Origin of the sequence: Nocardia sp. NPDC051321 (assembly GCF_044455225.1) — a bacterium.
Lineage (GTDB): Bacteria > Actinomycetota > Actinomycetes > Mycobacteriales > Mycobacteriaceae > Nocardia.
Window position 1 is genome coordinate 348,714 of sequence record NZ_JBITEM010000010.1, and the last position, 17,084, is coordinate 365,797.

Sequence of the window (17,084 nt, forward strand, 5' to 3'; positions counted from 1 at the left end):
CGGTGTCAGGTACGCAGCGCGGTGTGCAAACGGGCGGCGACCACAGCGCGGCGCACGTCGTCCAGGGGCAGCAGGCGCAGGGCGTGTTCGTGCACCTCGATGTCGCCGGGTGATCGTTCCCCGAACGCGACAGCGTGTTCGGCGCGATCGCTGGCCAGCACCGCATTGCGCACGCCGACATCGAGATACGCGCGCCACTGCACCACGCCGGGAGTGTCCGAGCCGGGCAGCAGCGGGCCGCGGTAGAGCCACACCGCCGAGGTGGTGTCACCCGCCGCGACGGCGGCCAGCAAGTCCACCGCATCGCAGGAGACCGGGCCGGTGAGCAGATAGCGGCGGTTGGTGATCTCGCCGCCGGTGGCGCGGCGCAGGTGCGAGACATCGGCTTTGAGGGTGCTGGTGGACACCGCGCGATCGCCGTAGACCGCGGCGTGCAGTTGCTCCGGGGTGAAGCCGTCGGGTTCCAGGGCCAGCAGGGCGAGGATCTCGAGTTGGCGTGGCGGCAGCGGGACCGGACGCCCGTCGCGCAACAGCCGTGCGGTGCCGAGACATTCGAGTCGCACGCCCGGGGTTGGCGCGGGCGCGGCGGCGCGCAGCATGGTTTCCACCGCGGTCACCAGCGCACGCACCGAGGTCATCACCGCGGGGTGGGAGCGGTCCCAGGAACTGGACAGGTCGAGCACGCCGACCTGTCTGCCGTCGGGGGCGTGGATCGGCGCGGAGTAGCACACCCAGCCGTGCAGCGCGGCGACCAGGTGTTCGGCGGAGAACACCGAGCAGGGGCGGTCGTCGTGCAGGGCGAGGGACAATCCGTTGGTGCCCATATGGGTTTCGTCCCAGCAGCCGCCCGGGGCGAAGTTCACGTCCTCGGCTTGCCTGCGCAGGGTGCGGTCGCCGCACGACCACATGATGGTGCCCGCGTCATCGGTGACCACGGCCAGATAGCCCGCGTCCTCGGTGATGCCGCGCAGGTCGGCCGACAGCTCGGTGATCGGGGTGCGCAGCGACGAGCGCGACCACGTGTCGCCGATATCGTCCAGGCCGGGCGCGACGGTGACGGCCGGGTCGACGGTGTGCAGCGAGCGTTGCCAGGATTGTGCGACGTCGGTGCGCAGCAACGTCGTCCGGGCCTGCGGTGTCGCGATATTCGGAGCCGTAGCCCAGCGCTCCCATTCCTTCTCCAGCTCGGCCCGCTGCTGGGTCAGGGTGCGGAACTGTGCCACTTCGGGGAACCCCATCGTCGTGTGAGCTCACATTCGCTCTCTCATTCTGGCGTACGCACGACCCGGGCGGGAGGGATTGGTGGCAAACCGAACGGTCCCCATGTCAGGAGTTCGGGTTGTATCGGCGTGGCGGACAGCGTGTTCGCTGCGGAGTCACGCGGTGTGTTCCGGCGAAGCAGCCCAACACACGCACCACTGTTGATTTCGCGCACCGGGAATCGCATGCGATTTCTGGTGCGGCAAATCAGAACTGGTGCGTCTTCATCCGCGGCGGTGGGCGCGGTCTGTGATCTGGACGCCGTTATGCTGCTGGGATGGCTACCGTTTCGCGGCGCGCCACGGTCGCCGACGTGCACAAGCTGGCTACCGGGATGCCGCATGTGACGCGGGTCGATGGTCCTGCGGGTAACCCGGTGTATCAGGTCGGTGGTAAGTCGTTCGTCTTCTTCCGCACGCCACGCCCGGACGCCTTCGATCCGGACACCGGTGAGCGCTACGCCGATGTGATCGTGATCTGGGTGCCCTCGGACTCCGACAAGCAAGCCCTGGTTCAAGACCCGGATCTGCCGTTCTTCACCACCGCCCATTTCGACGGCCACTCCTCGGTACTGGTGCGCGGCAGCCGAATCGGCGAACTCACCCTCGCCGAGCTGTCCGAGGTCGTCCAGGACGCTTGGCTGTCGCGCGCCTCGCGCAAACGAGCCGCCGACTGGTTGGCCGAACATCCGCCGAGCGACTAGCACCGGACACGATACGGCGACGCGTGGCTGGACCGCGAGCGCTATTCGGACCAGCCACACTCCTTCTCGGAGTTCGGCAAGCGGCGGGTCGGGCCGACCCGTGTTGAGCCGGGCGACCGAAATGCAGTCGATGCGATGCCGCATCGACTGCACGTAGGACTCACTTGTTGATGAAAATGCCTGCTACGTCGGCGTTTTTGATGGGGGTCTCGGCGTTGCGCTGACCGCCGCAGAGTACGTCGACCGAGACCATGGTGGCGTCGACGACGGTGCCAGCGGGTTCGTGGTCGTCGTTGGTCTGCTGCTTGACGAACTTGGTGATCGTCATGCGCTTGTCGTCCTGGTTCTGCTTGACGTACTCGCTGCACGGGGTGTCACCGCCGCGGTTGAGGGCGCGCTGGACGTCGGTGCACCCGGCGAGCATCAGGGCGACCGCCGCGATCCCGAGGCCGGTCCGTCCGGTCCGTGACAGCGTGGCGTTCATGTGCTCCTCCTGAATGCTTCGTCGCGCGGCGATCCGCGTCGATCGACGTCCAGCCTAAAGCCCCGCCCCCGCCCCCGCGTTCGCCCCATGTCCGGCGGGTCGCCAGTAACCCCAGTTCGGCACGCACTCTTTCTCGAAACTTCTCCCCCCGGGCGATCCCGACAGCGGGTGCGAATCCTCTCACCCCGGCGCGGCGACCATGATCATGGGGAACTGGTGTCGGCATCGCGCGAGAGCCCACTACACCGATTCCTCATGATCATGCGTCCAGTGCTCAGGAACGGAAGGTGCACAGGGGGATGCCGAGTTCGGCGGGGGTGAGGGAGCCGTGGTGGCCGATCATCATCGACTGGATGGGTTCGGCGCCGCTGCGGATGATGCCGTGTGCGGTGCGGGCGGCGACCACGACGTCGCCGATGCGGTCGGCGACGTGCGGGGCCACGGTGGGGCCGAACCAGCCGCGGGCGATCACCTCGGCGCGGGGCAGGACCGCGAAGTCGGTGCCGAGGATTTCGTGCCAGGCCGAGGCGACGTCGAGGGCGGCGCCGGGCTCGGTGTAGACATGGCGCGCACGGGGTTCCCCGCCGAGTTGCTGCACTCCCGCACGCAGTTCCGGATGGTGGTCGAAGTCGATGCGTTCGTCGAGTTCGACCATGCCGTGGTCGGCGGTGACGAGCAGCGCGGCGCCCGGCGGCAACCGTTCGGCGATCTCGGCGGCGAGGCGGTCGACGTGGGCTAGTTCCAAAAGCCAGGCGTCCGAGGACGGTCCGCGGGCGTGTCCGGTGGTGTCGAGGTCGGCGTGGTAGGCGTAGACCAGTGAACGGGTGCCGGTGCGCAGGGCGATGCCGATGCCGTCGATGAGGTCGCCGACGGAGAAACTGTCGCGGAATGCGCAGCCGCGCAGCGACGCGCGGGTGAGTCCGGAACCGTTCTGATAGCTCGGGGCGACCTGGGTGACGGTGATGCCGTGCGCCGCGGCGCGCTCGAATACCGTTGCGGTGGGCTGGAATTGCTCTGGCACCAGCTCGCGGCGCAGATCGACGCGCGGGCCTTCCCCGTGCGGGCTCCAGCGCAGCGTGTTGATCAGCCGGTCCTGGCCGGGTACCCGCACCAGGTAGCCGATGATGCCGTGCTCACCGGGCGGGACACCGACCCCGAACGAGCTGAGGCTGGTGGCGGTGGTGCTGGGGAACCCCGCGGTCAGCGTGGCCGAGGCCACGCCCGACAGGAACGGCGCCGCACCGGGATTCGCGGCCAGCGCGCTCGCGCCGAGACCATCGATGAGCAGCACACAGACCCGGTCGGCGGCGATGCCGAGTCCGAGCCGATCGGTTTCGCCGGGCACACCGAATCCGGCGAGCACGGAAGGAAGCAAGTCGGCCAGGGAACCCGTACCGTAACGAGGCGCGTCGAACACGAGGCTCAGACTCTCAAGTCCGATGCGGCGCAGGCAAGCTCATAACTCGGCCGGGCGGCAGCGGCCGCGGTAGGTCCAGCAAGCGTATGCCTTCCTGCCTGCCGGACTCGCTGCGACCGCGATCGCGCGCCGTGTTCGCCCGGCTCAGGCCTGGCCGGTCTCGAAGCGGGCGACCTTGCCGTCGCGCACGGTGAACCGCCAGCTCGTGCGCATCGAGCCCCAGCGGGAATTGGTGTAGTCGGCAACGAGTTCGGTGCCGCCGTCATCGATGGATTCGACGTTCATGTGCCCGTTGCTGCCGAAGACCTCCGAGTCGGTCCACTGGGCGACATTGCGTTCCACGCCGTCGTCGGACATGGTCGCGTCGTCGGTGAGTGCGGCGAAGAGCCGGTCCTGGTCGTTGGCGTTGAGGGCATCGACGAATTCCCGCACTACGGGATCTAGCTCAGTCATCTGGTTACCTCTCTCGGATCAGGTGGCGGAGCATCAGCGATAGTTCAGCAAATATATGGCGTCCACTGTAGGGCAGAACGGGAACCGGTGCCGGGATGGCTGTGCTGTTGCCGCGCGCCGCCTGCTGGTAGACAGGAACGGTGACCGCGCAGCGTGCGTACCGGTTCGGTGTCAACATGGTGGCCCCGGATTCCAGGAGTAACTGGATCGAAAAATGCCGCAGAGCCGAGCAACTGGGTTTCGATGTGATCGGTGTGGCCGATCATCTCGGGTGCCCCGCACCGTTTCCGTCGATGATCGCGGCCGCGGCGGCGACCGAGCGGGTGCGGTTGACGACCTTCGTGCTCAATGCGCCGTTCTACAATCCGGTGCTGCTGGCCCGCGATATCGCGGGTGCCGATCAGCTCACCGACGGGCGGGTGGAGATCGGCCTCGGCGCGGGCTATGTGCGGGCCGAATTCGAGGCCGCCGGTATCCCTTTCGAGAGCGGCGCGAAGCGTGTCGCGCAGCTGGAGCACACCGTTTCCACGTTGCGCACCCAGTTCTGCGATCCGGAGTATCAGCCGCGTCCGGCGCAACCGTCGGGGCCGCCGCTGTTGATCGCGGGCTGGGGTAACCGGTCGCTGCGGGTGGCCGCCGAACACGCCGACATCATCGCGTTTCCCGGCGCGTCGGCAACCGAGAACGGTGGTCCGCTGCATCTGGCCGGGCTCGGCGAAACGAGTGAGAAGATCGAATTCGTCCGTGGCCTGCTCGGCAGCCGCGCCGACAGCGTCGAGTTCAACATCCTGATCCAGCGGGTGGTCCCACCGGAGGAACGCACCGCGGTCCTCGAACTGTTCGGCCCCGCACTACCCGACGATGTGGCCGACCATCCCGAGGACCTGCCGACGCTGCTGATCGGCACTCCCGAGGAAATCGCCGACCGGGTGCGCGCCCACCGCGATCGCTACGGCTTCAGCTACATCACCGTGCTCGAGCACAGCATGGACCAGTTCGCCCCGGTGATCGAACTGCTGCGCTGACTTGGCAGCCGATGTCTCAGGGCATTGGGTCGATGATCACCCGGGAGTCGAGCTGGCGCAGCTTCTTCGGGCGTGCGGTCAGGCACGGCCAATCGCGGGCGATGGCTTCATGGGTGGCGTGCCCGGCGGGCAGCAGCGCCTCGGCGTTGGCGGTGCCCGCGAGCACGATGCCGAGGCGTTCGGCGGCGTCGCGGTCGAAGACCGGGACGACGGTGTGCGGCAACTCTAATAACGCGGCGAGGATGTCGAGCCGATCGGCGGCGATGTGGGCGCGTGCGACACCGAGGACGGTGGCGGGGACGACGATGGTGTTGCCCGCGTTGACGGTGGCCCACACCACGGCCTGGGCGTAGTTGGCTTGGTTGGCGAACCCGATGACGGCGGTGGTGTCGAATACGACACCGCCGAGGGCCGCGGAGATCACGCGGCGCCGGCGTGCGGCCCGCCTGCCTCTTTCTCGGATAACGGCGGTAGGCCTTGCGCGGCGCGCGCCCGGTTGATCAGATCCAGTGGCGGGCGGCCGCCGAGGACTTGTTCGAGCTTGGCCAGTGACTGCGTGCGATTGATCCGCGCCTGCACGGCCTCGGACACGAACGCCGACACCGATTCGATGCGCCCGCCCGCACGCCAGGTTTCGAGCATGGCCAGCAGTTCTTCGGGCAGCGTGACGGTGACTTTCCGTGTTTTCTGCTCCCGCGACGACGCCATACCAAGACTGTATCGCGGCGCAGTTTCGCTTGCGAGCGGTCGTTAAGCGGGCTTGTGCCAGACCAGGGTGTAGCGCAGCAGCGGGCGGCGGCGCAGGTGGGCGCCGGGCAGCAGGTCGGCGGCGGCGGTGCGGATCTCGGGGTAGGTGGTTTCGGGGTCGCGCAGTGCCACGTCGGGACCGCCGAGTGGGGGCCGGTGGAAGGCGTCGATCGCGACGATCGCCGGAAGCAGCGCCAGGTACGGATAGTCGGTGCGCGGGTTGAACTTCCACAGGCCGACGACGGCGAGCGTGCCACCGGGGGCGACGAGTCGGCGCAGGGCGGTGAGGCCGTCGCGCAGCGGGACGTGGTGCAGGGTCGCGACGGCGGTGACGACGTCGAAAGTGCCGGGGAGATCGAGGAAGTCGCCCTGTTCGAAGGTGACATTGGCGCTGGGGGTTGCCGTGTCGAGGATGGCGGGGTCGAGGTCGACGCCGCGTACGGTCAGGCCGCGGCGACCGAGCTTGGTGGCGAGAAGGCCGTCGCCGCAACCGATGTCGAGCGCGGTGCGGGCCGTCTCGGGGACTCGAGCGAGCAGCCAAGGGTGGTAGTGGGTGTTGTGGTTCCAGTAGGGATCACGCACCACACGACAGTACGGGCGGGTGCGGATTCCGGCCCCGCAGACTGCCCAATGTATGTGATCTGCATCACAATTCACCGCACAAAATGTCGGTACCGGATGGCATGGTGTTCGGTATGCCTTTCGCCGAATCTCTCGTTTCCGCCGATGTCATCCGAGTACTCGGTGCCAGCGAGCACAACCTGCGCGACGTGTCGCTGGAGATCCCCAAGAACAAGATCACGGTGTTCACCGGGGTGTCCGGTTCGGGTAAGTCCTCGATCGTGTTCGACACGATCGCCGTGGAGTCGCAGCGTCAGCTCTACGCGACGTTTCCGGCGTTCATCCTCAACTTCCTGCCGCGTTATGAGCGCCCGCATGCCGAGGCGATGGAGAATCTGACCGCGCCGGTGATCATCGATCAGCAGCCGGTGGGTGGCGGCCCACGCTCGACGGTCGGGACGATGACCGACATCTTCTCGATGGTGCGGGCGATGTTCGCCCGATTCGGTTCGCCCTCGGCCGGTTTCGTCTACAACTACTCGTTCAACGTGCCCCAGGGCATGTGCCCGGACTGCGACGGCCTCGGCATCACGGTGCGGGCCGATCCGGATCGGTTGCTCGATCGGACCAAGTCGCTCAACGAGGGCGCGATCCTGTTGCCCGGCTACGGCGTCGGCGGTGGTGAGTGGCAGATGTATGGCAGTTCGGGACGCTTCGATCCGGACAAGAAGCTGGCCGACTACACGGCCGAGGAGTTCGCCGAACTGCTCCACGGCAGCGGCGGCAAGGTGGAGCTGACCTTCGCCAAGGGCACCTGGAAGGCCAACTACGAGGGCATCGCCACCAAGTTCACCCGCACCCGGTTGCAGCGCGACACTTCCACGTTGAGCGAGAAGACGCGCGAGCAGATGCGTCAGTTCCTGACCGAGGGGATCTGCCCGACCTGCCGTGGCGCCCGGCTCAACGCGGCGGCCCTGGCGACCAAGATCAACGACCGCAATATCGCCGACTGGGCGGGGCTGCAGATCACCGATCTGATGGTGGTGCTCGAGGAGATCACCGATCCGGCCGCGGCGGGGCTGGCGGCCGCGATCCGGATGTCGCTGCAGCGGGTGGCCGATATCGGGCTCGGCTATCTGAGCTTGGATCGGCCGACCTCGACGTTGTCCGGCGGTGAGGGGCAGCGGTTGAAAATGATCAAGCATCTGTCGAGCACGTTGATCGGGATGACCTATATTTTCGACGAACCGAGCGTCGGGTTGCATCCGCGCGATGTGGGCCGGTTGAACGATCTGCTGAAAGCGTTGCGGGACAAGGGCAATACGGTGCTGGTGGTCGAGCACGATCCCGACGTCATCCAGATCGCCGACCACATCGTCGACGTCGGTCCGCGCGCGGGATCACACGGCGGGCAGGTGGTGTTCGAGGGCAGCTTCGCCGAGTTGCGGGCCGCCGACACCCCGACCGGGGCCGGGCTGCGTCGCCCGTTCACGGTGAAGGACACCTTCCGTGCGGCCACCGGCGAGCTGCTGATCGAGCATGCCGACGTGCACAACCTCGAGGATGTCACCGTCGCGATCCCCACCGGCATCCTGACCTCGATCACCGGGGTGGCCGGTTCGGGTAAGAGCAGCCTGATCCGGGATGTGTTCGTGGTCGAGCATCCCGAGGCGATCTTCGTCGACCAGTCCGCCATCGCCGCCTCCTCGCGTTCCACGCCGGCGACCTATCTGGGGTTGATGGATCCGATCCGCAAACTGTTCGCCAAGGCCACCGGCGAGTCGCCGGGGCTGTTCAGCTTCAACTCCGCCGGCGCGTGTAAGCAGTGCGAGGGCCGCGGGGTGATCATCACCGAGATCGCCTACATGGACCCGGTCACCACCCACTGCGACGCCTGCGACGGTCGCCGCTTCTCCGATGACGTCCTCGCACTCACCTTGCGCGGCAAGTCGATCGCCGACGTGCTGGAGCTGACGGCCGAGGACGCGCTGATGTTCTTCCCGGAGAAGGCACTGAATGCCAAGTTGCGCACCGTGAACGAGGTCGGCTTGGACTATCTGAGCTTGGGCCAGGCCATGAGCACGTTGTCCGGCGGTGAACGTCAACGCATCAAACTCGCCACCCAGCTGGGTAACACCGGTTCGGTGTATGTGCTCGACGAACCGACGACCGGGCTGCACATGTCCGACGTGGACACCCTGCTGGCTTTGCTCGACGGTCTGGTCGAGCGTGGCAACACGGTGATCGTCATCGAACACAACCTCGACGTGGTCGCCCACAGCGACTGGGTGATCGACCTGGGACCCGATGGCGGGAAGGCGGGCGGCGAAGTCGTCTTCACCGGCACCCCCGCCGCGCTGCTGGACGATCCGGTGTCGTTGACCGGGCAGTACTTGCGCAAGTACAAGGCGGTGTAGCGCGATGTTCCGAGTGGCCGCCACATCGGTGGAGGAGTACTTCGCGTTCGATCCCGCCCGCGAAACCGAGCTGCGGCGAACCGACGAGTTGATCCGGGCGGCGGCGCCAGCCCTGTCACGGTGGTTCGTCGCGGGCACCGCGGCCGGAAAGCCGGGGATGGCGATGACCATGATCGGCTACGGTCGTTTCGAGTACGCGGTGCGCGGTTCGGCCGACACCGTGTCGTGGCCGATAGTCGGGCTGGCGTTGCAGAAGAACCACCTCAGCCTCTACCTCTCGGCCGAGCTCGATGAGCAGCCCTTCGCGCGTCACTATCCGGATCGGCTCGGCAAGGTCGACGTCAGCGCGACGGGTGCGGTGCGTTTCGCGCGCGCGGCCGACCTGGACTCGGCCGGGTTTTCCGCGATGCTCGCCGACCTGGTGCGCGGGCTGAGGTCGGCGACCGTGCTGGTGCGCTACGGCCGTAGCACCACCACGGTCGCGGTGCACGACCCGCCGTTGTCGCGCTGATCGGTGCGGCAACGAGCTGCCTGGCCTCGATTGCCTTGCGCCGCACGATGTTCCATCGTAGGTCGCACGCCGAACGATATCGTTGCGCCTGCCACCCGGTGTTGATCGGCACCGAATTCGCCCCGCACACCCACACGTCACGCACCGAGTTGCGCGCCGGTTGACGGAGCGTCTCGAGCGTGCCCCGGTTTCGGGGAGCCGCGTCCCTTCACCCGGTCCATCTCGCGCCATTCCGGACGCAGCCCGGACAGGTTCGTGGTCAGGAAGTAGACGGCGCCGCCGACCAGCAACACCGGAACGAATCCGACCGAGGCCACCGCGACCCCGGCGATCAGCCCGCCGAGCGGGATACCGGCCCAAGACAGCGCGTCGCCGAGTGCGCTGACACGGCCCAATATCGGGCGCGGCACCCGCTCGAAGAGGACGGCTCCCAGCACCGGGTTGAGGAAACCGGCACCGAATCCACTGATCGCGAACACGGCCAGCACCGCCGCCATGGGCGCGTCGACGGCGAGGATCAAGAATCTCGGTGCACCGGCCAACAGGAATCCGGTGAAGAACACGACGCGACGCCGCAGCCGGTGCGCGAGCACCGCCGCAATCAGGCTGCCACCTACGGCCGCGGCGCCGAGCGCGGCGCTCATCAGGCCGATCGCGCCCGGCCCGTTGCCCGACTCGCTGGCCCACACGGGCACGAGCACCGCGACGAACCCCGCGTTCAGCAGGTTGGTGATCCCGGCCGTGACAATGATCGTGAGCAGCAACAGCTCGCCACGCAGGAAGGTGAAGCCCTCGCCCAAGCGCCGCCAGTAACCGGTGCTCGCCCCGGCCGATGCCCCATGCCCCATGCCGCGCGGCAGCGCCAGTGCGACGATCACCGATCCGAGGGCGAAACACGCTGCGTTGGCAAAGAGTCCGGTCAGCGGTCCGAGCAGCGCCACCAGGGCACCGCCGACTGCCGGGCCGAGGGTGGAGGCGAGCCCCTCGGTCATGCCGGACAGGCCGGTGGCTCGCTGCAGCGGTATCCGGCCGCGCTCGGCCGCCTCCGGGACCATGACCTCCTTGGCCAGGTCGCCGGGGCCGCGGACCGCGCCGATCGACGCGACCAGTGCGAGCAGCAGCGGAAAGGAAAGCCAACTCAGGGTGTGCAACAGCGGTACCGCGGCGGCGGCGGTCGCGCTCACCAGGTCGGTGGTCCAGGACACGACTCGCGGGCCGATCCGGTCGACCACCGGCCCGGTGAACGCCTTGACCACCACGTAGGGAGTCATCTCGCAGAACACGACGAGTCCGGTCTGGGTGGCGCTGCCTGTGGTGACGAGCACGAACCAGGGCAGGGCGATCGTCGAGATCCGAGTCCCGGTGAGCGACACGGCTATTGCCGCCAGTACTCCGCCTAGCGCCCGCCGGTTGGGTGCGTCCTCGGTCACGACGGTCCCTGCGCTTTCTCAGTGCCCCGGCGTGGCGGGTGCGTCGAGTTCGGGCAGGAGGTGGGTGATGACGGCGACCCGTTCGGCTCCGTCGGGGGCACTGGCCGCGGCCTCCGGGGTATCTGTGCGGTAGCGCGCGATCACTGTCCGTAGCTCCGCACTCAGTGCGGCGGTCTCCTCGGGCGTGAGCCGCAGCGCCCAGTCGCTCATATCGAAGGAGTCGCGCCAGGGCGGCGGCATCGTTTGCAGTTCGTTGAGAGTGCGCTGGGTGCGCAGCGTGTGGATGGCGGCAATGGACTGGAAGTAGGCGAAGACGGCCTCGGGTTCGCGCTCGGCCAAGTCCGGGTCGCTGAATTCGGTGACCTGATGCACCGAACGCCACCAGCGCTCGCGCGCGTTACCGCGTTCGGTGTCCTCCTCGACGAATCCGGCCGCGCCGAGCTGGCGCAGGTGGTAGCTGGCCGTGCCGGAATGTACGCCCAACCGTTCCGCGAGGCGGGTAACCGTGGACGGGCCGTACTTGCGCAGCAACCCGACCAGCTGCACGCGCACCGGATGGGCCAGGGCGCGCAGCCCCTTGGCATCCAGAACAACCACGCCCGCTTCGGTTTTCGGGACATCGGGCTTCTCGGTGGGGTCACTCATAGCGGCCACTCTAAACCCCAACAGTTCTTGGCGAAGAGTTCTTGGCAAAGAAGTCTTGGGGGTTTCGTCGTGCCTACCGGGGTGATCGGTCGGGTAGCGGGTACTGCGGCAGGAGTCCAGGGGTTGCCTCCTGAATAACTAGGAGTACGCTCAGAAATGAGTCCACTCATTATTTGGAGGTGCCGCGATGATGACCACACCCGATGCGGTGCAGGGCGGCCGCAGGCTGCGCAATATGCGCGACAAACAGTCGCGCATTTTCGAGGCCGCGGCGGCATTGTTCGCCGAGCGTGGTTTCGCCAGCGTCACCACCCAGCAGATCTCCGAGCGCGCGGATGTGGCGGCCGGGACGTTGTTCCGGTACGCGGCGTCCAAGGGCGAGCTGCTGCTCATGGTCTACAACGAGGAGTTCCGGACCGCCCTGGACCAGGGCGAGCGGGACGCGCGGGCCGAAAGCGACCCGTCGCGAGCGGTACTGGCCATGACGCGCCCGATTCTCGAAGCCGCCGACCAGCACGTCGAGAACACCGTGGCGTATCAGCGTGAGCTGCTGTTCGGCGCACCCACCGAGCAGTACCGCGCCGAAGGCCTCGCCTCGGTCGCGCGATTGGAGTCGATGATCGCCGAGCGGCTCACCGTGGCGGTCACGCTCCGCGATGCAGATCCGCAGGCCGTATTCGCCCGCGCGTTGCTGGCGGGACGCAGCGTATTCGCTGTGTTGCACCTCATTCTCGCGCGGCCATCGACCGGCGCGCATTCGGGTCGCGACGCGATCGACGACCTGCGCGACCAGATAGCCCAGATCGTGGCGGGGTTTTTCGCCTCGGTCGACTGAGTGGACCGTCGAGGGGCGAACCGCGCCTCCGGCAGGAAGGAGAACATCATGAGTATCCGTAAGGTGACCGTCCTCGGCACCGGAGTCCTCGGTTCGCAGATCGCGTTCCAGACCGCGTTCAGCGGCTTCGAGGTCACGGCCTATGACATCAACGACGACGCGATCAAGGCCGCACATGATCGTTTCACCAAACTGGTGTCGATCTATCAGGACGAGGTCGACGGCGCCGGTGACGGCAAAGCCGAAAAGGCCGCGGACACCATCACACTGACCACCGATCTCGCCGCGGCCGTCGAGGATGCCGACCTGGTCATCGAGGCGGTGCCCGAGGTGTTGAAGATCAAGCAGCAGACCTACCAGAAGCTCAACGAGCTGGCCCCGCAGCGCACCATCTTCGCCACCAATTCCTCCACCCTGCTGCCCAGTGACCTCAAGGACTCCACCGGGCGCCCCGACCGGTTCCTGGCACTGTATTTCGCCAACGATGTGTGGCGCTACAACACCGCCGAGGTGATGGGCACCAAGGACACCGACCCCGAGGTCTTCCACGCGGTCGCCGAGTTCGCCGCCGCGATCGGCATGGTCCCGATCGAATTGCACAGGGAGAAGGCCGGTTACGTGGTCAACTCGCTGCTGGTGCCGCTGCTGAACGCGGCGATGGGCCTCAGCGCCGGCGGATACGCCGAACCGGAGACGGTCGACAAGACCTGGCGCACCGCGACCGGTGCCCCGTTCGGCCCGTTCCAGATGATCGACGTCATCGGCTTGAACACCCCCTACAACATCCTGGTCAACGGCGACGAGGACGGCAAGAAGCTCGCGGCGTGGCTCAAGGACAACTACATCGACAAGGGCAAGCTCGGCGTTTCCAGCGGTGAAGGTTTCTACAAATACTCGTAATCGCCAGCGCAGCAACTCATTCCGAACCAGCACCAGGAGAGGAGTCCCATGTATTACAGCAGCGGCAACTACGAGGCCTTCGCCCGTCCGCGCAAACCGCAGGGTGTCGAGGACAAGACGGCGTGGTTCGTCGGGGCGGGTCTGGCCTCGCTCTCGGGTGCGGCGTTCTTGATCCGCGACGGGCAGCTCTCCGGTGACAAGATCACCGTGTTCGAGCGGTTGAAGCTGCCCGGCGGCGCGCTCGACGGCATCAAGGAGCCGAAGAAAGGCTTCGTGATCCGCGGCGGACGCGAAATGGAGAACCATTTCGAATGCCTGTGGGATCTGTTCCGGTCGGTGCCCTCGATGGAGATCGACGGGGCAAGTGTGCTCGACGAGTTCTACTGGCTCAACAAGGACGACCCCAATTCCTCACTGCAGCGCGCCACCGAGAAACGCGGCCAGGACGCGCACACCGACGGCTTGTTCACCCTGAGCAACAAAGCCCAGAAGGACATGATCAAGGTCTTCTTGGCCACGCCCGAAGAGATGGAGAACAAGCGCATCGACGAGGTCTTCGGCGAAGACTTCTTGAACAGCAACTTCTGGATGTACTGGCGCACGATGTTCGCCTTCGAGGAATGGCACAGCGCGCTGGAGATGAAGCTGTACCTGCACCGCTTCATTCACCACATCGGCGGGCTGCCCGACTTCTCGGCGTTGAAGTTCACCAAATACAACCAGTACGAGTCGCTGGTGCTGCCGCTGTATCGGTGGCTGCTCGATCAGGGCGTGAGCTTCCGGTTCGATACCGAGATCACCGATATCGACTTCCACCTCACCAAGGACCGCAAGCAGGCCACGAAACTGCACTGGCGGGCCGCCGACGGCGAAGGCAGCGTCGAGCTGGGTGAACATGATCTGGTGTTCACCACGATCGGTTCGCTCACCGAGAATTCCGACGACGGCGATCACCACACGCCGGCGAAGTTGCTCGACGGCCCGGCACCGGCATGGGATCTGTGGCGGCGGATCGCGGCCAAGGATCCCGCGTTCGGGCACCCGGATGTGTTCGGCGGGCACATCGAGCAGACGAAATGGGAGTCCGCGACCGTCACCACGCTCGACGAACGGATTCCCGGCTATATCCAGAAGATCTGCAAACGTGACCCGTTCAGCGGGAAGGTGGTCACCGGCGGCATCGTCACGGTGCGCGACTCGAGCTGGCTGATGAGCTGGACGGTGAACCGGCAGCCGCATTTCAAGCAGCAGCCCAAGGACCAGATCGTGGTATGGATCTATTCGCTGTTCGTGGATGTGCCCGGCGACTATGTCAAGAAGCCGATGAGCGAATGCACCGGCGAGGAGATCACCCAGGAATGGCTGTACCACATGGGTGTGCCGGAGGCGGAAATCGCTGAACTGGCAGCGAATTCGGCGAAGTGTGTGCCGGTGATGATGCCGTATGTGACAGCGTTCTTCATGCCACGCAAGAGTGGCGATCGCCCGGACGTGGTGCCACAGGGGTCGGTGAACTTCGCGTTCATCGGTCAGTTCGCCGAAAGCACCCGCGATTGCATCTTCACCACCGAATACTCGGTACGCACGGCGATGGAGGCGACCTATCAGCTGCTCGGCATCGAACGTGGCGTTCCCGAGGTCTTCAATTCGACCTATGACGTGCGCAAACTGCTGGCCGCGACGAGCAGGCTACGCGACGGGGACGAACTACACATCCCCGGCCCCGACCTGGTGCGCAAGAAGTTGATGAGCAAGCTGGAATCCACCGAGATCGGCGTCATGCTCGAGGAATACGGGTTGGTCGCCGACAAGAAGTAGCGGCACTATGGGCAGGCTCGGTCCGGGGGGGACCGAGCCTGCTTCCTTCAGGGACGGGTTGCGTACCTTAGGGACCTGATGGTGTGCGAGCGGTACGGGAGGTCTGTGGGATCCGGTTTTGCGGGCCGGGTCCACCTCGATCCGTGCCGACAGTGACGCCATCGGCCGCGCATCCTAGGGCCGGGCGGCCGGTGACGTGTCGATCAGGTGTGGTCGGTGAATTGCTGGGTGCCGGTGATGCGCAGCAGGTCCAGGGCGGAGGCGGCGGGGGTGTCGGGGGCGGCGGAGTAGACCACGACGGTTTGGTCGGCGTCGGGGACGAGCAGGGTGTCACAGTCCAGCACCAGCGTGCCGAGTTCGGGGTGGGCGATGGCCTTGGTGGCGCTGCGCCATTGCGCGGAGGGCCGTTCACGCCAGAGTTGTTCGAAATCGGCACTGCCGCTACGGAGTTCGGCGATGAGCCGATCGAGGTCGGGGTCGGTGGGATAGCGGGCTTTGGCGCTGCGCAGGGTGCCGACACCGTAGGCGGCGACCATCCGGAACTCCTCGGCGCTGAAGCGCACCCGGCCCGGCTCCGTGCCGAGGAAACACTCGCGGATGATGTTGCGCCGAGCGGGCGGCAGGGCGGAGAAGTCGCCGAGCAGCGCGGCGGCCATCAGGTTCCAAGCCAGCACGTCACCTTTGGCCGACATCACCAGTGCGGGCAGGTCCACCATCCGGTCCAGCAGCCGTAACACGCTGGGGCGCACCACCTGTGCGATTCGCCCGGCCTGCGGCGGTGCCGATCCGGCGAGTTGGAACAGCAGGTCGCGGTCGTCGTCGTTGAGCCGCAGCGCCCGCGACAGCGCGGCGAGCACGGAGGTCGAGGGCCGCGGTCCACGGCCCTGTTCGAGGCGCACCACGTAATCGACGCTGAGACCGGCCAGCTGAGCGACCTCTTCGCGGCGCAGCCCGGGCACCTGCCTGCGCGAGCCCGCGGGCAGCCCGACATCGCGTGGCTGTATCCGAGTGCGCGCCTGACGCAGCAGCGCCGCGAGTTCCGAACGGTCCATCCCTCGATCATCCCGCAGCCGCGGCGCCGCGGGGTGGTACCGCCGATCCCAGGACAAGGCAGTCCTGTTCACCGGCGGCGCGCACGGTGAAGCTGAGTGCATGAACGCAACGACAACGGCTCTGGTGACCGGAGCCAACAAGGGACTCGGCCGCGAGACGGTCCGCAGGCTCGGTGAACTGGGCTGGCAGATTTTCCTCGGTGCCCGCGACGCCGACCGCGGCAAGCAAGCGGCGACCGAGCTGGCCGAGCAAGGGTTCAACGTCGAATTCGTCCACCTCGACGTCACCTCGGCCGAGTCGATCGCCGCGGCCGTGGCTGCGGTGGGCGCGCGGATCACGGCATTGGATGTGCTGATCAACAATGCCGGTGTCGGCGGCGGGTTCCCTGCGCCGCAAGATACCCAGGCCGCGGATTTCCGTACGGTGTTCGAGACCAACGTGTTCGCGCCGGTCCAGGTGACCCACGCGTTCCTGCCGCTGCTGCGCGCCGCGACCCAGCCGCGCGTGGTGATGGTGTCGAGCGGAATGGGTTCACTGGCCATCACCTCGGATCCGAACCGCGTCGAGTCGACCATGACGAACCTGCCCTACACCTCGTCCAAGTCGGCGCTGAACATGATCACCTCGCAGTACGCGCGAGCACTGCCGGAGATCCAGATCAACGCCGCCGACCCCGGTTACACCGCCACCGATTTCAACGGCCACGCCGGATATCAAAACCTCACCGAAGGCACCGACGCCATCGTCGAGCTCGCCACCCTCGGCCCCGACGGCCCGACCGGTGGTTACTTCGACCGCCAGGGCACGATTCCGTGGTGAGATGCT

The 17,084-nt window shown here is 66.8% G+C and carries 18 protein-coding genes; 8 read left to right on the forward strand and 10 right to left on the reverse strand.

Features of this window, described 5'->3' with window-relative positions:
* Positions 1 to 5: 5 nt before the first annotated feature.
* On the reverse strand, positions 6 to 1,238 hold the full coding sequence (locus ACIA8C_RS25430; RefSeq protein ID WP_397138782.1) for a transcriptional regulator: 1,233 nt from the start codon (positions 1,236 to 1,238) through the stop codon (positions 6 to 8).
* A gap of 299 nt (positions 1,239 to 1,537) precedes the next feature.
* Between ACIA8C_RS25430 and ACIA8C_RS25435 the strand changes: the two genes are divergently transcribed.
* Positions 1,538 to 1,963, forward strand: coding sequence for an MmcQ/YjbR family DNA-binding protein (locus ACIA8C_RS25435; RefSeq protein WP_397138784.1), 426 nt, complete (start codon positions 1,538 to 1,540; stop codon positions 1,961 to 1,963).
* A gap of 160 nt (positions 1,964 to 2,123) precedes the next feature.
* On the opposite strand, the gene ACIA8C_RS25440 is transcribed toward ACIA8C_RS25435, so the two are convergent.
* From ACIA8C_RS25440 to ACIA8C_RS25450, 3 genes are all read right to left on the reverse strand, one after another.
* Complete coding sequence (locus ACIA8C_RS25440) at positions 2,124 to 2,447, reverse strand: hypothetical protein (RefSeq protein ID WP_379291375.1); 324 nt, start codon at positions 2,445 to 2,447, stop codon at positions 2,124 to 2,126.
* A 274-nt stretch (positions 2,448 to 2,721) separates the two neighbouring features.
* Positions 2,722 to 3,864 carry an alkaline phosphatase family protein gene (locus ACIA8C_RS25445; protein WP_397138786.1) on the reverse strand — a complete coding sequence of 381 codons (1,143 nt, stop codon included), beginning with the start codon at positions 3,862 to 3,864 and terminating at the stop codon, positions 2,722 to 2,724.
* 144 nt (positions 3,865 to 4,008) lie between these two features.
* On the reverse strand, positions 4,009 to 4,317 hold the full coding sequence (locus tag ACIA8C_RS25450; protein ID WP_397138788.1) for a nuclear transport factor 2 family protein: 309 nt from the start codon (positions 4,315 to 4,317) through the stop codon (positions 4,009 to 4,011).
* A gap of 140 nt (positions 4,318 to 4,457) precedes the next feature.
* Here ACIA8C_RS25450 and ACIA8C_RS25455 point away from each other — a divergent pair, with 140 nt between their 5' ends.
* Complete coding sequence (locus ACIA8C_RS25455) at positions 4,458 to 5,342, forward strand: LLM class F420-dependent oxidoreductase (RefSeq protein ID WP_397138790.1); 885 nt, start codon at positions 4,458 to 4,460, stop codon at positions 5,340 to 5,342.
* A gap of 16 nt (positions 5,343 to 5,358) precedes the next feature.
* Here ACIA8C_RS25455 and ACIA8C_RS25460 read toward each other — a convergent pair whose 3' ends face one another.
* From ACIA8C_RS25460 to ACIA8C_RS25470, 3 genes are read right to left on the reverse strand one after another with little or no spacing between them, the layout of a single operon-like run.
* Complete coding sequence (locus tag ACIA8C_RS25460; RefSeq protein WP_397138792.1) at positions 5,359 to 5,766, reverse strand: hypothetical protein; 408 nt, start codon at positions 5,764 to 5,766, stop codon at positions 5,359 to 5,361.
* Positions 5,763 to 6,050 (reverse strand): hypothetical protein, encoded by a 288-nt coding sequence (locus ACIA8C_RS25465; protein ID WP_396993716.1) that lies wholly within the window; start codon positions 6,048 to 6,050, stop codon positions 5,763 to 5,765. Before ACIA8C_RS25465 ends, ACIA8C_RS25460 begins: the two co-directional genes overlap by 4 nt.
* A 42-nt stretch (positions 6,051 to 6,092) precedes the next feature.
* On the reverse strand, positions 6,093 to 6,671 hold the full coding sequence (locus ACIA8C_RS25470) for a class I SAM-dependent methyltransferase (RefSeq protein WP_397138794.1): 579 nt from the start codon (positions 6,669 to 6,671) through the stop codon (positions 6,093 to 6,095).
* An 83-nt stretch (positions 6,672 to 6,754) separates the two neighbouring features.
* On the opposite strand from ACIA8C_RS25470, the gene ACIA8C_RS25475 reads away from it, so the two are divergent.
* Positions 6,755 to 9,067, forward strand: a complete 2,313-nt coding sequence (locus ACIA8C_RS25475) for an ATP-binding cassette domain-containing protein (protein ID WP_397138796.1) — start codon at positions 6,755 to 6,757, stop codon at positions 9,065 to 9,067.
* Positions 9,068 to 9,071: 4 nt separating this feature from the next.
* On the forward strand, positions 9,072 to 9,578 hold the full coding sequence (locus tag ACIA8C_RS25480) for a hypothetical protein (protein WP_397138798.1): 507 nt from the start codon (positions 9,072 to 9,074) through the stop codon (positions 9,576 to 9,578).
* A gap of 137 nt (positions 9,579 to 9,715) precedes the next feature.
* On the opposite strand, the gene ACIA8C_RS25485 is transcribed toward ACIA8C_RS25480, so the two are convergent.
* Positions 9,716 to 11,008, reverse strand: a complete 1,293-nt coding sequence (locus ACIA8C_RS25485) for an MFS transporter (protein WP_397138800.1) — start codon at positions 11,006 to 11,008, stop codon at positions 9,716 to 9,718.
* Positions 11,009 to 11,026: 18 nt separating this feature from the next.
* Positions 11,027 to 11,653, reverse strand: a complete 627-nt coding sequence (locus tag ACIA8C_RS25490; RefSeq protein WP_397138802.1) for an ArsR/SmtB family transcription factor — start codon at positions 11,651 to 11,653, stop codon at positions 11,027 to 11,029.
* A 190-nt stretch (positions 11,654 to 11,843) separates the two neighbouring features.
* Here ACIA8C_RS25490 and ACIA8C_RS25495 point away from each other — a divergent pair, with 190 nt between their 5' ends.
* From ACIA8C_RS25495 to ACIA8C_RS25505, 3 genes are read left to right on the forward strand one after another with little or no spacing between them, the layout of a single operon-like run.
* Positions 11,844 to 12,488, forward strand: coding sequence for a TetR/AcrR family transcriptional regulator (locus ACIA8C_RS25495; RefSeq protein ID WP_397138804.1), 645 nt, complete (start codon positions 11,844 to 11,846; stop codon positions 12,486 to 12,488).
* A gap of 48 nt (positions 12,489 to 12,536) precedes the next feature.
* Positions 12,537 to 13,388: a 3-hydroxyacyl-CoA dehydrogenase gene (locus ACIA8C_RS25500; protein ID WP_397138806.1), complete on the forward strand. Its 852-nt coding sequence runs from the start codon at positions 12,537 to 12,539 to the stop codon at positions 13,386 to 13,388.
* A gap of 48 nt (positions 13,389 to 13,436) precedes the next feature.
* Positions 13,437 to 15,206, forward strand: coding sequence for an oleate hydratase (locus ACIA8C_RS25505; RefSeq protein ID WP_397138808.1), 1,770 nt, complete (start codon positions 13,437 to 13,439; stop codon positions 15,204 to 15,206).
* Between the two features lie 203 nt (positions 15,207 to 15,409).
* On the opposite strand, the gene ACIA8C_RS25510 is transcribed toward ACIA8C_RS25505, so the two are convergent.
* On the reverse strand, positions 15,410 to 16,258 hold the full coding sequence (locus tag ACIA8C_RS25510; protein ID WP_397138810.1) for a helix-turn-helix transcriptional regulator: 849 nt from the start codon (positions 16,256 to 16,258) through the stop codon (positions 15,410 to 15,412).
* A gap of 100 nt (positions 16,259 to 16,358) precedes the next feature.
* Between ACIA8C_RS25510 and ACIA8C_RS25515 the strand changes: the two genes are divergently transcribed.
* A complete protein-coding gene (locus ACIA8C_RS25515) occupies positions 16,359 to 17,078 on the forward strand; it encodes an SDR family NAD(P)-dependent oxidoreductase (RefSeq protein ID WP_397138812.1) in 720 nt (239 codons plus the stop codon).
* Positions 17,079 to 17,084: the final 6 nt, after the last annotated feature.